Below are 14,957 nucleotides of genomic sequence, written 5' to 3'. Positions count from 1 at the left end.
CGGGCCTCGTGCCCGCCCACTGAACCGCCCCCCATCCCACTGAGCTGGTCCCCCATCCGAGCGGCTCCCAGCACGCTTTCCCCTTTGAGTAAGGAGCAGTCCCATGCGAGTCAGCAGATACTTCAGCGTTCCGATGGTCACGACGGCTTTGGCCCTGGCGCTTGCCGCGTGCGGGGCCAGTGGCAGCCCGCAGAGTGTGGGGGCGAAGAGCACGGCGCAGGGCGGGGGTTCGGGTTCGTCGGCGGAGCACACCGATGACATCTCGGTGGGTGTGAAGCCGGACGCTGCGGCGGTGAAGCTGCTGCCCGCGGCGGTGAAGGCCAAGGGCACGCTCTCAGTGCCCATGGACCTGACCAGCCCGCCCACCACGTTCATGGCGTCGGACAACAAGACCCCGATCGGGTTCAACCCGGACATGGCACGGCTGATCGCTGCCAAGCTCGGGTTGAAGCTGCAGATCAACAACGTCAAGTTCGACACCATCATCACGGGTCTGCAGGCCGACCGGTACGACTTCACCGCGTCCACCATGGGTGCGACCACGGAGCGGCTGAAGGTGCTGGACATGGTCGACTACTTCAAGGCCGGCACCGGAGTGTCCGTCCCCTACGGCAATCCGCAGAAGCTGGGCACCCACACACTGTGCGGCCACCGCGTCGGTGTCCAGTCCGGCAGTACCGCGGAGCTGCAGTGGCTGCCCCAGCTGTCCAGGCAGGACTGTACGGGCAAGGGCAAGCCCGCCATCAAGGCGGTGACCCTGCCCAGCCTGAACGACGCTCTGACCCAGCTGGTCTCCAAGCGGATCGACGCGGTGATGAACGACTTCACCGGCCTTCAGTGGGCGGCCACGCAGCAGCCCAAGACGTTCCAGGTCCTCAACCCCCTGGTGGCCACGAAGACCGTGGCCGTCGCGCTGAAGAAGGACTCTGCGCTGACCCCCGCGGTGAAGGCCGCCATCCAGTCCATCGTCGACAGTCCCAAGTACGCCCAGGCGCTGGGCCGGTGGGGCTTCCAGGGTCTCGGGATCAAGACCGCGGCCATGGCCGTCCCGCAGGACTGACATGTCGACGGAAATGATCGAGACGACGACCAGGAGCCGACCGGTGTCACCACTGCTGGCCGAGGAGAAGAAGCGGATCACGCCGAAGCGTCCGCGCGACTACGTCGCCTGGGCCGTCGCGATCGTGATCGTCGCCGGCCTGGTGTGGACCGCGGTGACCAACGAGAACTACCACTGGCCGGTGGTGTTCAGCTACTTCACCACCCAGACCATCCTCAACGGCCTGCTGGTCACGCTCCTTCTGACCGTGGCCAGCATGGGTCTGGGCACGCTGCTGGGGCTGGTGCTGGCGGTGATGCGCATGTCGCCCCAGCGGCCCGTCGCCGGGCTGGCCCAGCTCTACATCACCTTCTTCCGCGGCACCCCGGTGCTCGTGCAGCTGGTCTTCTGGTTCAACATCGCGGCCCTGTACCCGCACCTGTCGGTCGGTATCCCGTTCACCGGCATCTCCACGCCGGTGGACGTGAACGCGATCATGACCCCGATGACCGCGGCCATCGTGGGCCTCACCCTGAACCAGGCCGCCTACATGTCGGAGATCATCCGCGGCGGGTTCGCCTCGGTTCCCCGCGGGCAGCACGAGGCCGCGGAGTCCCTGGGCATGTCGGGGCTCACCAAGCTCCGCCATGTGATCATCCCGCAGACCATGCCGGCGATCATCCCGGCCACCGGCAACCAGGTGATCGGCATGCTCAAGGAGACCTCGCTGGTGAGCGTGCTCGGCGTCGCCGACCTGCTGCAGAGCGCCCAGGCCATCTACGCCCGCAACTTCCAGACCATTCCGCTGCTGATCGTGGCCAGCTGCTGGTACCTGATCATGACGCTGGTGCTGAGCGTGCCGCAGTCCATGATCGAGCGCCGCTTCTCCCGCTCCACCCGCACGCGGCTCACCCCCGCCGCCACCCCGGCCGGCCCCGGGCCCGGGGCCGGGGGCGGGCAGCCCGTTCCCACCACGAGGGAGTCCCTGCTGTGAACCCGGACGGAACGATCGTCGCACGCAAGCTGTGCAAGAGCTTCGGACGTCACCAGGTCCTGCATGACATCGACCTGACCGTCAAGGCCGGGGAGATCTCCTGCATCATCGGACCCAGCGGATCCGGCAAATCCACCCTGCTGCGCTGTGTCAACGGCCTGGAGACCGTCGACCGCGGCGTCCTCAAAGTCAACGGAGAGGACTTCGGCTACGTCGAGAAAAACGACGCCTACCACGCCGTCCGCCCCAAACAGCTGGCCCAGCAGCGCGCCCGCATCGGCATGGTCTTCCAGCAGTTCAACCTCTTCCCCAACATGACCGCCGAAAGCAACGTCATGTCCGGACCCGTCCTGGTGCAGAAGAAGAACCGCGCCGCCTGCCGGGAACAGGCACAGGAACTGCTGGCCAGGGTCGGTCTGGAGGGGTGCGGGCACAAGTACCCCGCCCAGCTCTCCGGCGGCCAGCAGCAGCGCGTGGCCATCGCCCGCGCGCTCGCGATGGAACCCACCATCATGCTGTTCGACGAACCCACCAGCGCGCTGGACCCCGAACGCGTCGGCGAAGTCCTCGCCGTCATGCGCGACCTCGCCGGCAACGGAATGACCATGCTCCTGGTCACCCACGAGATGGCCTTCGCCCGCGAGGTCGCCGACGAGATCCTGTTCATGGACGACGGCATCGCCGTCGAACGCGGCGACGCCCGCGAACTACTGGCCAACCCACGCGAAAAACGAACCCAGGCGTTCCTCGAAAGAGTCCTCTAAACAGCCCCACAGACGGCAACGGATCCGGCAACTCGCCCGGCCCAGCCTCTCGCGCAGGCCAAAACCCCCGCCGACCCGGATCGCGCCGCAGTCCATCAGGGACCGCGCCGTCCTCGAGCGTATCGCCGCGATCGTCGCGGGCGTCCCGGCCCGCATTCGATCCACGTTTGAAAGGATCCCCATGTATTCCATCGGTCCGCTGACCGTCGTCCCCGGCGAGCGTGCCCACGGCCTCATCCCCGTCGGCACCAGCAGCTACGGCGTGGAACTCGGCATCCCGCTCATCGTCGTCAACGGTGCCCAGGACGGCCCCGTCCTGTGCGTGGACGCGGGCGTGCACGGCGACGAGTACGACGGGCAGGAGGCCATCCGCCGTGTGCTCGCCGAGACGGAGCCGGCCACGCTGCGCGGCACGATCGTCGGCATCCCCTGCCTGAACACCCCGGCCTTCGAGGCGGCCGCCCGCGCCGGCGGCATCGACCACCTCAACCTCAACCGGATCTTCCCCGGCGATGCCGAGGGCTCGTACTCGCAGCGCCTGGCCGCCACCTTCGTCGAGCAGGTCGTGCCGGCCGTCGACGCCGTGGTCGACCTGCACACCGGCGGTGCCTACGGCGAGATCGCCCCTCTCGTCATCCTCCAGGGTGGTTACGAGGACCTGGCGACGGACCTGGCCCTCGCCGCCGGGCACGAGCTGGTCTGGAAGGGCGGCAAGTGGGGCGGCACGGTCCGCCACCCCGTCCTCGAGGCCGGCAAGCCCGCCATCACCATCGAGTGCGGCGGCGCCACCTACCGAGAGGCCAACGTCGAGCGCCACATGCACTCGATCCGCAACATCCTGCGCAGCCTCGGCATGATCGACGGCGAGGCAGAGCTGCGGGACACCTACACGACCGTCTCCGGCACCTTCGCCCGCTCCGCCTCCGGCGGCTTCTTCGTCGCCCGCGCCGAGCCGGGGGAGACCTGCAAGGAAGGCGATCTGATCGCCACCATCTCCGACCACTACGGCAACACGCTGGAAGAGGTCACTGCACCGCAGGACGGCATCGTGCTCTGGGTCCGCCGGATCCGCACGGTCCGCCCCGGCGACGAGGTCGTCATCTTCGGTGAGGTGCTGGGGGAGATCCAGCCATGAGCGACGAACTGCAGCTGATCGAGTTGCTGATCGACGGCAAGCAGGTCCCGGCCGCCGACGGACGCTCCTTCACCGTGCTCGACCCGTCGAACGACACGGCCATCGCCCAGGTGGCGCTGGCCGGCAAGGCGGACGTGGACCAGGCGGTGGCAGCCGCGCGCGCGGCCTTCACCGCTCCCGAGTGGGCCCGGATGCGTGCCGCCGACCGGGGGCGCATCCTGTACCGGATCGCGGAGGCCATCCGCTACCGGGGCGAACGTCTGGCCCGTCTGGAGAGCCAGGATGTCGGCAAGCCGCTGCGCCAGGCGAAGGCCGATGTCGAGGCGGCCGCCCGCTACTTCGAGTTCTACGCGGGCGTCGCCGACAAGCTCGGCGGCTCGACGATCCCCCTCGGCCCCGGCCTGCTCGACTACACCGTCCGCGAGCCGATCGGCGTCTCCGGGCACATCATCCCCTTCAACTACCCTCTCCAGAACACCGCGAGGGGCTCCGCCCCGGCTCTGGCCGCCGGCTGCACGGTGGTCCTCAAGCCGTCCCCCGAGGCACCGCTCACCCCGCTGGAGATCGGCAGGATCGCCCTGGAGTGCGGCCTCCCACCGGGCGTTCTGAACGTCGTCCCCGGTGACGGCGAGACCGGCGCGGCCCTCGCCGGCCACCCGGACATCGACCAGGTCACCTTTACCGGGTCGGTGCCCACCGGCATCAAGGTCGCCCAGGCGGCCGCCGCCAACGTGGTGCCCTCCGTCACCGAACTGGGCGGCAAGTCGCCGGTCGTCGTCTTCGCCGACGCCGACTTCGACCTGGCGCTCGGCGCGGTAGCCGCCTCCGCGTTCGGAAACGCCGGGCAGACCTGCTCGGCCGGCACCAGGCTGCTGCTCCAGCGCGGCGCCGAGGAGTTCCTGGACAAGCTCGTCGCGCACGTCGCGTCCCTGCGCCTCGGCCCGGGGCTCACCGACCCGGACGTCGGTCCCCTCGTCGCCGCACGGCAACGGGACCGGGTGCTCGGCTACCTGGAGCTGGCGCGGCAGGAGGGCGCCGTGGCACGCGTCGGCGGAGGCGCCCCCGCGGACCCCGAGCTGGCCGACGGCTACTTCGTCGAGCCGACCGTCCTGACCGGCCTGGACAACCAGGCCCGTTGCGCCCGCGAGGAGATCTTCGGCCCCGTTGTCTCGGTCATCGAGTTCGACGACGCGGACGAGGCCCTGGAGATCGCCAACGACAGCCCGTACGGCCTCGCCTCCTACGTCTGGACCCGTGACATCGACAGGGCGATGCGCCTGGCCGAGGGCATCCGGGCCGGCCAGGTCTATGTCAACGCCACCGGCATCGGCACCGGCGTGGAGCTGCCCTTCGGCGGCTACAAGCACAGCGGCTGGGGCCGGGAGAAGGGTCTCGAAGGCCTGGCCAGCTACCTGCAGACCAAGAACGTCTGCATCGGGTTCGGGAACCGGTCATGAGATACCGGACGCTCGGCCAGCGCGGCCCGACCGTCTCGGTGGTCGGCGTGGGCGGCAACAACTTCGGCGCCCGCCTCGACGAGGACGGCACGAAGGCCGTCGTCCACGCCGCGCTGGACGCGGGGGTCACCCTGTTCGACACCGCCGACATGTACGGCGGGGCCGGCGAACGGGGCGGCTCCCGCGGCGACGGTGAACGGCTTCTCGGTGCCGCGCTCAAGGGCAGCCGTGACGACGTGGTGCTGGCCACCAAGTTCGGCATGGAGATGAGCCGGGACGCCGACCTGTACGGTCCGCGTGGATCCCGCGCCTACATCCGCTACGCGGTGGAGGCGTCGCTGAGCCGGCTCGGCACGGACCGGATCGACCTGTACCAGTACCACGAACCGGACGGTGTCACGCCGCTGGAGGAGACGGTCGCCGCGCTCCTGGAGCAGGTCGACGCGGGCAAGGTCCGGTACATCGGTTGTTCCAACCTCCCGGCCGAGCAGCTCACGGACGCGTTCGTGTCCACCCAGAACCGCTACCACCTGCTCGACCGCGGCGTGGAGCAGGACCTGATCCCGGCCTGCCTGCGCCACGGCGTAGGGCTGCTGCCGTACTACCCACTTGCCAACGGCCTGCTCAGCGGCAAGTACCGGCGAGGTGAGGAGCCGCCGCCCGGCAGCCGGCTGTCCTGGCGGCAGGGCTGGCTCACCGATGCGGCCCTCGACAAGGTCGAGGCACTGACGGAGTACGGCGCCGATCGCGGCCTGAGCCTCCTGCAGGTCGCGGTCGGCGCACTGGCGGCCCTCCCTGCCGTCGGCTCCGTCATCTGCGGAGCCATGACCCCCGAACAGGTCGCCGCCGACGCGGCGGCGGCCGACTGGACACCGAGCCCGGCCGACCTGGCCGTTCTCGACGCGATCGTCACCCCCGGCGAACGCGTCGTCTGAAGCCCCCATCCCTGTTGAGAGAACCTCGAGAGCAAGGCTGGACACCATGCGAGAGATCGTCACCTTCGACGCTTATGCGACCCTGATCAACTTCGAGCTCGGTCCCACGACCCTGAAGGTCCTGGAGGACCGGCTCGATCTGGACAACCTGGATGTCGACGAGTTCCTCGACGACTTCCGCGTCATGCGTTTCCAGGCCGTCCTGGAGGCCTACCGCCCCTACCACGAGGTCCTGCGCTCCAGCCTGCGCAACGCCATGCGCCTGCACGGACTGGAGTACCGCGAGACCGACGGCGAGGCCCTCGTGGACGCCGTCCCCACCTTCGGTCCCTGGCCGGAAGTCCCGGAGGCCCTGCGGAAGCTGAAGACCAAGTACGAGATCGCCATCATCTCCAACTCCGACGACAACCTGATCGCGCGGAACGTCGAGAACATCGGCGTCGAGTTCGACTACGTCATCACCGCCCAGCAGGCCGGCGCCTACAAGCCGGACCGCCAGACCTTCAAGCACGCCTTCCGGACCATGGGCGTCGAGTCGTCGCAGGTCATCCACGTCGCCCAGGGCTGGGAGTACGACCACATCCCGACCCGCGACCTCGGCCTGAAGCGCCGGGTGTGGATCAACCGCTACGGCCGCAAGGGCAGCGCCGACTACCAGCCCTACGACGAGCTGCCCGACCTGTCGGGCCTGCCGAAGCTCCTCGGCTGCTGACCACGGCACACCGGCGAAACAGACCGAGAACACAGAGGACGCACGCCATGAAGCAGATCCCCTACTGGATGGACACAGCCCCCGCCCTGCCCGACCGTTCCGGGAAGGACCTGCCCGACGAGGCGGATGTGGTGGTGATCGGCGGCGGCCTCACCGGCCTGTCCACCGCTTACCACGCCGCCCGCAAGGGTGCCCGGGTCGTCCTGGTCGAGAAGGACCAGGTCGGTTCGGGAGCCTCCGGGCGCAACGGCAGCCACTGCAACCCCGGCATCACCATCAGCCCGGCCCAGGCCCGCCAGCGCTACGGGCAGGAACGTGCGCGCGAGCTCTACGACGCGTTCCGCGTCGCCGTGGACCTCGTCGAGGAGATCGCGGTCAAGGAGAAGATCGACTGCGACTTCCACCGTGCCGGGCGCCTCGGCCTGGTCTGCAAGCCCAAGCACCTCGAGGGCATGCACGCCAAGCAACGCGACCTGGCCGAGAACTTCGGCCACGAGACTGTCGTCCTGAGCAGGAGCGAGCTGCGCGCCGAGCTGGGCTCGGACTATTACCACGGCGCCCTGCTCGACCCGCTCGGCGCGGCCCTGCACGTGGGCAAGTTCGTCGTCGGCCTGGCAGACGCCGCCGAGCGTGCCGGCGCCGAGATCCACGAGCGCAACGCCGCCACCGGCCTCACCCGCCTCCCCGGCGGTGGCTTCGTGGTGGAGACCATGCACGGCACCATCCGTGCCAAGCAGGTCATGGCGGCGACGGATGCCTACACCGACCAGTCGATGCCGTGGTTCCGCAAGCGGCTGATCAACGTCGGCAGCTTCATCATCGTCACCGAGCCGCTGGGGGAGGCGCGCGCCAAGGAGCTCATCCCCAACGGCCGCCTGCTGGTCGCCCACAAGAACGTCGGCAACTACATCCGTCTCACGCCGGACAACCGCCTCGCCTTCGGCGGCCGGGCCCGCTTCGCCCCCTCCAACCCGGCCTCCGACGTCAAGAGCGGTGACATCCTCAAGCGGGAGATGACCGAGATCTTCCCGCAGCTGTCAGGGGTGAAGATCGACTATGTGTGGGGCGGCATGGTCGGCTTCTCCTGGGACCGCATCCCGCACGCGGGCGAGGTCAACGGCCTGTACTACTCCATGGGTTACTGCGGCCACGGCGTCCAGATGGCCACGTACATGGGCCGCGCGGTCGCCGAGATGATGGACGGCAAGCCCGAGGCGAACCCGATGCGCGGCTTCGGCTTCCCGAAGGTGCCCGTTCCCTTCTACAACGGCACCCCCTGGTTCCTGCCGTTCGGCGGCGCCTACTACAAGGCGAAGGACCGCCTGCTCTGAGCAGGTACCGACACCGGTGACACAGAGGGGGTCTTCCGCGCAGCGGCGCGGAAGGCCCTCCACCATGCTTCCCGAGAGAGGGCCCCAGCTTCATGACCGCCGTCACCCGCATTGAGCATGATCTTCTGGGCGATCGGGACGTCCCCGCCGATGCGTACTGGGGTATCCACACCCTGCGTGCCACGGAGAACTTCCCGATCACCGGGACGCCGATCTCTACGTACCCGCACCTGATGGACGCTCTGGCCGCCGTCAAGGAGGCCGCTGCCCTCGCCAACGAGGAACTCGGCCTGCTGGAGCCGAAGAAGGCCGCCGCCATCGTCGAGGCCTGCCGCGAGATCCGCGAAGGCAAGCTGCACGACCAGTTCGTCGTCGACGTCATCCAGGGCGGCGCGGGCACCTCGACCAACATGAACGCCAACGAGGTCGTCGCCAACCGGGCGCTGGAGCTGCTGGGCTTCGAGAAGGGCCAGTACCAGCACCTGCACCCCAATGAGGACGTCAACCTCGGCCAGTCGACGAACGACGTCTACCCGACCGCCGTCAAGATAGCGACGGTCTTCGCGGTGCGTGGACTGCTCAAGGCGATGTCCGTACTGCAGGATGCTTTCGCCCGCAAGGCCGTCGAGTTCCGCAAGGTGCTCAAGATGGGCCGTACACAGTTGCAGGACGCGGTGCCGATGACGCTCGGTCAAGAGTTCTCCGCGTATGCCGTCATGATTGACGAGGACCGCAACCGTCTTGACGAGGCAGTCCAGTTGATCCATGAGATCAACCTGGGTGCCACGGCCATCGGCACCGGACTCAATGCCCCCGCCGGGTACGCCGAGTCGGCCCGCCGCCATCTCGCCGACATCACCGGACTGCCCCTGGTCACCGCGGCCAACCTGGTGGAGGCCACGCAGGACTGCGGCGCGTTCGTGCAGATGTCCGGCGTGCTCAAGCGGATCGCCGTCAAGCTCTCCAAGAGCTGCAACGACCTGCGGCTGCTGTCCTCGGGGCCGCGCGCGGGCCTCGGTGAGATCAACCTGCCGCCGGTGCAGGCCGGTTCGTCCATCATGCCCGGCAAGGTCAACCCGGTGATCCCCGAGGTCGTCAACCAGGTCGCCTTCGAGGTCATCGGCAACGACGTCACCATCACCATGGCCGCCGAGGCCGGACAGCTCCAGCTCAACGCCTTCGAGCCGATCATCCTGCACTCCCTGTCGGAGTCCATCACCCACCTGCAGAGCGCCTGCCTCACGCTCGCCGAGCGCTGCGTGGAAGGCATCACCGCCAACACCGAGGTGCTGCGCCGGACCGTCGAGAACTCCATCGGCCTGGTCACCGCCCTCAACCCGCACATCGGCTACACGGCCGCCACCGACATCGCCAAGGAGGCCCTCGCCACCGGCCGCGGTGTCGCCGAACTCGTTCTGGACAAGGGCCTGTTGCCCGCCGAGACCCTCGCCGACCTGCTCCGTCCGGAGGCCGTCGCCGGCAGCGGCCAGGCCTTGGCCTGAGGTGCGCACCGTCCGATGGCCACAGCCGTCACCAGTCCGCGTCGTTCCATTGGTCCAGCAGAGCGTCGGCCATGTCCGCGGCAGGCTCGGTCACCGAACTGTTGAGTGACTGCTCGGTCCAGATCACTTTGCCGCGAGGCACGTAACGGGTGCCCCATCGCTGCGTGAACTGGGCCACGAGGAACAAACCCCGCCCGCCCTCGTCGGTGTCGGCCGCCCGGCGCAGGTGCGGTGAGGTGCTGCTTCCGTCGGCGACCTCACAGATCAGGCTGGGGCCGTCCCGCAGAATCCGCAGCCGCCTCGGCTCGGTACCGTAGCGGATGGCATTGGTCACCAGCTCGCTGATCACGAGTTCGGTGGAGAAAGCGAGCTCCTCCAGTCCCCACTCTTCCAATCGGTGGGCGACCTGGGCTCGGATTCCGGCGACGGCGGCGGGATCTCCGGGGACGTCCCAGTCGGCGACCTGGGATGGATCCAGCAGGCGGGACCGGGCGACGAGCAGGGCGATGTCGTCGCTCGGGCGGGCAGGCAGCAGGGCGTCGAGGACGGCCTGACATGTCTCCTCCGGGGTCCGACCGGGGCTCTGCAGGGCGTCGCGCAGCATGTCGAGGCCGGTGTCGATGTCCCGGTTCCGGTCCTCGATGAGACCGTCGGTGTAAAGGACCAGCTGAGAGCCCTCGGCCAGCGTGAACTCGGCGCTCTCGAAGGGCAGGCCGCCGCCCAGCCCCAGCGGCGGGGAGACCGGCACCTGCAACTGGTCAACCGTGCCGTCCGGGTGTACCAGGGCCGGTCCCGGGTGCCCTGACCTGGCCAGCGAGCACAGCCCGGCCACCGGGTCGTAGACGGCGTACAGGCAGGTCGCTCCCGTGATTCCTTCGCTGTCGTTCCCCTCGCTGTCGACCCGGGCGACCAACTCGTCCAGGTGCCTGATCAGCTCGTCCGGAGACAGATCGAGAGAAGAGAAGGTGCGCACCGCTGTACGGAGTCGGCCCATGGTGGCCGCGGCGTGCAGGCCGTGGCCGACCACGTCGCCGACCACCAGCGCGACCCGGGCCCCGGGCAGCGGGATGACGTCGAACCAGTCACCGCCCACGCCCGCCCGGGCGGGCAGATAGCGGTGGGCGACCTCGACGGCGGACTGGTCGGGCACGGAGCGAGGCAGCAGGCTGCGCTGCAGGGTTACGGCGAGGGCGTGCTCGCGGGTGTAGCGGCGGGCGTTGTCGATGGCCACCGCGGCCCGGGCGGCGAGTTCCTCGGCGAAGGCCCGGTCTTCTTCCTCGAAGGCGTTCTGTTCCGCGCGCCAGAAGTTGACCATGCCCAGCACCACACCGCGGGCCTGGAGCGGCACTGTGATCAAGGAGTGGAGGCCGGAATCCAGGATGCGCCGAGCGCGTTCGAGGTCCTGGGCTCGCCAGCCGTGGGAGGCTCTCAGGTCGGCATCGAGGACGGTGCTGCCGCGCTGGACGCTCAAGGCCACGGGGTTGCTCGGCATGAAGTGGATCAGCTCGCCCACCGGGAACAGGGGCCAGGCCCCCTTGATGCCGTGAACCGCCGTGCGGCGCATCTCGAGGTTCGGGCTGGTTGGCTCATCACCCTCCAGGACCGGATTCTGCAGGTCGACGGTGGCGACGTCGGCGAATCGGGGGACCGCCACCTCGGCCAGTTCTTGGGCGGTGCGGGCCACATCCAGCGTAGTGCCGATCCGCACCCCTGCCTCGTACAACAGGCGCAGCCGCTCCCTGGCCACCTCTGCCCGGCCCGCCAATGCCCGCAGCTCCGTGGTGTCGCGCAGCGTGGCGACACTGCCTTGCCTGCCGCCGTGGTGGTCGACCGGCCGTATGTTGACCGACAGCAGATGGTCGCCGGCCAGGTGGACCTCGTCGGTCACCGGCCGGCCCGAGAGCAGCAGTTCGGCGGAGCCGTCCTCCAGACCCAGATCGGTGACGCGGCGCTGCTCGGCATCCGCGGGAAGATCCAACAGTCGCCGCGCCTCGTCGTTGGCCAGCAGCAGCCGCCCATCACCTCCGATGATCAGGACCCCTTCCCGCACCGCGTGCAGCACCGCGTCATGGTGCTCGTACATACGGGTCATCTCGGACGGATCCAGGCCGCGGGTCTGCCGCCGCAACCGCCAGGTGACCAATGCCGTCCCACCCGCGGCGACCGCCAGAGCTCCGCCGGCGAGCCCGAGCAGCTTGGGAAGCTGCTCCCGCACCACGTCGTTCAGAGTGTGCACGGTGATCCCGACGGCCACGAACCCCACGATGGTCTTGCCGCCGGTGTCGTAGACGGGGATCGTCGAGTCCACGGAGAGGCCGAGACTGCCCTCGAAGGTCTGGGTGAAGGGTCTGTCGACGGTTTGGCCCTCGCGGAGGGCGAAGATCTGCTTCCCGATCAGCTTCGGGTCGGGATGGGTCCAGCGGAAGCCCTGGGGATCGAACGCGACGACGTAGTCGACCCCGGTCCTTTTCCGGGCTTCCTCCGCCCGCGGCTGCAGCAGGGCGCTGGGGTTCTTGGATTTCATGGCGTCCAGCGTTCCCGGAGCGTGGGCAAAGCCCTCGGCGACTCCGAACGTCAGATGCCGGGCCTCCTGCATGGTCGAGTTCCGGGCCTGCACCACGAGTGCCACGCTCGCGGCTGCGGCGAAGAGCACCATGATCACCAGCTGTAGCAGGAACACCTGGGCCGCGACGCTACGTACCTTGAGGGAGCTCAGGCGCGGCCCTGAACGTCGGCCTCTGGACCCCTCGTGCCGAGGAGCGGCATCGGCTGAACGGCGACGCAAGCCGCTGCGTGTACGGCGTCGGGAAACCGGGGAGCGACCAAAATACCTGGTCATATCTCTTTATCTCACACAGCCACATCCGGGCATAGGATTGGGGAATAGCAGCGGTCGATCTTGACTCCCGCCTCCTGTCATGAGGTCGCATGGCCGCTCGGGGCGCCGCGCGCGGCAGCCGTGTGAGTCCAAGCGGCCCGGGAGTGGCGTCGTGTGCTGCTCCTGGGCCCGCTGACCCGGCAACATCAGCCACTTCCCGTGCCCGGCGAAAACAACCGCCAGGCCTCATGGCTCAGAGTCGCGAACGCGCGTCGAGTTCAGGTGCGCACCCACTCCTGCCAGCGCTCCGCCACGGAGTCCCGGTTCTTGATCCACCACTCGATGTCCAGGTCGAAGCCGGACAGCAGGTGCCCGGGAGTGCTCGGCAGGTTCTTGGCCGTGGCCTCGGAGAGATGTCCGTAGGCGGCCGGCACAACAGGGCCCGAGGGGTAGATCCGGGCGAAGCCGGCCTGCACCTCGGGCCGCAGGGCGAAATCGATGAGCCGGTAGGCCGCGTCGGGATTGGCGGCACTTTTCGGAATTCCGTAGCCGTTGGCCTGCCTGCGGGCGCCGTTCCACGCGTACGCGAGTGGGACGCCGCGCTCGATCGGATCGCCGAGGCGGCCGTTCCAGACGCTGGAGGCAACGACCTCCTTGCGTTCCAGCAGTTCGCCCGGTACGGCGCCGCTGTCCCAGAACGTTCGCACAGAGCCCTTGATCTCGTTGAGGGCTCTGAAGGCACGGTCCACGTCGAGGGGATACAGCTTGTCGAGCGGTACGCCGTCGGCGATGAGAGCGAACTCCAGTTCCGGATAATCCATCGAACTCTGCAGCGCGCGGCTGCCCGGGAATGCCCTGGTGTCCCAGAAGTCCGCCCAGGTTTCGGGCCTCTTCCCGTCGAAGGCATCAGTGCGGTACGCCAAGACGCTGGCCCAGTAGTTCTTGCCGACGCCGTGCGAGGCGAGCAAGAGCTTGGCGATTCCCACATTCCTGGCGTTCTGCAGCCGGTCGTAGTCCAGCTCCTCGGAAGCGCCCTCCTGTTGGAATGACCTCAAGAGAACCATGTCGATGTCCATGGCGTCGAACAGCGGGCGGCCCGCCTTCATCTGGGTGAGCATCTGCGCGTGCAGGATGTTGACCACATTGATCTGGATGCCGGTTTCTTTTGTGAACGGGTCGTAGATGGCCTTCCGGTTCGCCTCGCCGTAAGAGCCGCCGCTGTCGCGGACGACGAGCAGCCTTGGGTTCTTGGTCCTGGAGGCATTTCGGCCGGCGCGGGTCTCGCATGCGGTGAGCGAGGTCGCGGCGACGCCTGCCGCAATCCCGCCCACTCCACGCAGGAACGCTCTGCGGTCGACTCGGACGTCGGTCACCGTCTGCCTCCTGTGCGGCTGCGTGCGGGGGGTGGCGTGGTGCTCGTTCGCATGAATGCGACGAATGCCTCCGTCATCGCTTGACCAGGTCGGTGTCCCCTGCGCTTTCGGCCTGCTGAGGCCGGGTGACGATATGGCGGTCAACCTGTTCGAGTCTGATCTGTGGTGCCGAAACCTCGACATTGCGGACGCGATGATCGGTTACGGAAAGTGCTTCCATGTTTCACTCTGGTCACATTCGCGGTGCGGCACCACCGTGGGGGATCTTTCCTTTGCGCCCTTATACATGTCTACCAGGAAATAACATCGCATTATAGCTTCCGTATGGAAGAAGTGTCGTTATTCCGGGGAGCTTTGCCGTGCCCGTCTGCTGCCGCCCGCCTTCCGTACCCGCTGCTGCAGATCGTCCGGGTGTGGCATACAGTTCCCTGTCTGGCGAACGGCTACGTGGAGCGTCGTTCCTGCCCGGACGGCAGTTGTCGACCGGACGACTTCAACACCCGGCAGCAGGCAAGGCTGAAGGTCGCCAACCGGCGTGTCCACCGCACTCTCGGGGCCCGTCCGGCCGACCGGTGGGAAGCCGGACCGGGCCCAGATGCTCATCCGGCCCGCGGTCGACCCGGCGACCTGGTGGCGGTTTTCGACCCGGCTGGGCCGGGACCACCATGTCCGCGTCGACACTTGCGACTACTCCGTCGATCCCGCCGCGATCGGCCACGAGGTCACCGCGCTGACCGACGACGAGCAGGTCGTCGTGCTCACCTCAGGCGGCGAGATCGTCGACCGGCACGCCCGATGCTGGGCTCGCCACCAGACCCTGACTTGATCCCGACCACGCCGAAGTCGGCCAGGCGATGCGTCGGGAAGTGCGCTGGTTGGGCTTGGGTTCCGTAGTAG

At 68.3% G+C, this 14,957-nt stretch carries 12 protein-coding genes; 10 read left to right on the top strand and 2 right to left on the bottom strand.

Annotated elements, in window-relative coordinates:
- Window positions 1–103: 103 nt before the first annotated feature.
- The 9 genes from ACWCRD_RS28560 to aspA all read left to right on the top strand — a co-directional run bounded on the left by ACWCRD_RS28560 (window position 104) and on the right by aspA (window position 9,869).
- A complete protein-coding gene (locus ACWCRD_RS28560) occupies window positions 104–1,060 on the top strand; it encodes an ABC transporter substrate-binding protein (protein WP_450968636.1) in 957 nt (318 codons plus the stop codon).
- 43 nt (window positions 1,061–1,103) lie between these two features.
- The gene (locus ACWCRD_RS28555; RefSeq protein ID WP_450968635.1) at window positions 1,104–2,033 is read left to right on the top strand and encodes an amino acid ABC transporter permease; all 930 of its coding nucleotides are present in this window, start codon (window positions 1,104–1,106) and stop codon (window positions 2,031–2,033) included.
- Window positions 2,030–2,797, top strand: coding sequence for an amino acid ABC transporter ATP-binding protein (locus ACWCRD_RS28550; protein WP_450968634.1), 768 nt, complete (start codon window positions 2,030–2,032; stop codon window positions 2,795–2,797). Before ACWCRD_RS28555 ends, ACWCRD_RS28550 begins: the two co-directional genes overlap by 4 nt.
- A 181-nt stretch (window positions 2,798–2,978) precedes the next feature.
- The gene (locus tag ACWCRD_RS28545; RefSeq protein ID WP_450968633.1) at window positions 2,979–3,932 is read left to right on the top strand and encodes a succinylglutamate desuccinylase/aspartoacylase family protein; all 954 of its coding nucleotides are present in this window, start codon (window positions 2,979–2,981) and stop codon (window positions 3,930–3,932) included.
- Window positions 3,929–5,389 (top strand): aldehyde dehydrogenase family protein, encoded by a 1,461-nt coding sequence (locus ACWCRD_RS28540; protein ID WP_450968632.1) that lies wholly within the window; start codon window positions 3,929–3,931, stop codon window positions 5,387–5,389. Before ACWCRD_RS28545 ends, ACWCRD_RS28540 begins: the two co-directional genes overlap by 4 nt.
- Window positions 5,386–6,324: an aldo/keto reductase gene (locus ACWCRD_RS28535; RefSeq protein ID WP_450968631.1), complete on the top strand. Its 939-nt coding sequence runs from the start codon at window positions 5,386–5,388 to the stop codon at window positions 6,322–6,324. The genes ACWCRD_RS28540 and ACWCRD_RS28535 overlap by 4 nt, the downstream gene beginning before the upstream one ends.
- Before the next feature lie 46 nt (window positions 6,325–6,370).
- A complete protein-coding gene (locus tag ACWCRD_RS28530; RefSeq protein ID WP_450968630.1) occupies window positions 6,371–7,036 on the top strand; it encodes a haloacid dehalogenase type II in 666 nt (221 codons plus the stop codon).
- Between the two features lie 47 nt (window positions 7,037–7,083).
- Window positions 7,084–8,367 (top strand): NAD(P)/FAD-dependent oxidoreductase, encoded by a 1,284-nt coding sequence (locus ACWCRD_RS28525; RefSeq protein ID WP_450968629.1) that lies wholly within the window; start codon window positions 7,084–7,086, stop codon window positions 8,365–8,367.
- A gap of 92 nt (window positions 8,368–8,459) precedes the next feature.
- Complete coding sequence (aspA, locus tag ACWCRD_RS28520) at window positions 8,460–9,869, top strand: aspartate ammonia-lyase (RefSeq protein ID WP_450968628.1); 1,410 nt, start codon at window positions 8,460–8,462, stop codon at window positions 9,867–9,869.
- Window positions 9,870–9,897: 28 nt separating this feature from the next.
- Here the strand turns inward: aspA and ACWCRD_RS28515 are convergent, their stop codons facing one another.
- Window positions 9,898–12,708, bottom strand: coding sequence for a SpoIIE family protein phosphatase (locus ACWCRD_RS28515; RefSeq protein WP_450968627.1), 2,811 nt, complete (start codon window positions 12,706–12,708; stop codon window positions 9,898–9,900).
- Between the two features lie 257 nt (window positions 12,709–12,965).
- The gene (locus tag ACWCRD_RS28510) at window positions 12,966–14,060 is read right to left on the bottom strand and encodes an ABC transporter substrate-binding protein (RefSeq protein ID WP_450968626.1); all 1,095 of its coding nucleotides are present in this window, start codon (window positions 14,058–14,060) and stop codon (window positions 12,966–12,968) included.
- Between the two features lie 535 nt (window positions 14,061–14,595).
- Here ACWCRD_RS28510 and ACWCRD_RS28505 point away from each other — a divergent pair.
- Window positions 14,596–14,886 (top strand): Mu transposase domain-containing protein, encoded by a 291-nt coding sequence (locus tag ACWCRD_RS28505; RefSeq protein WP_450968625.1) that lies wholly within the window; start codon window positions 14,596–14,598, stop codon window positions 14,884–14,886.
- Window positions 14,887–14,957 lie beyond the last annotated feature (71 nt).

The organism is Streptomyces sp. NPDC002092, from assembly GCF_053593775.1.
The sequence above is the reverse complement of the archived record's forward strand: the minus strand, read 5'-3'. Positions and strand labels throughout refer to the sequence as shown.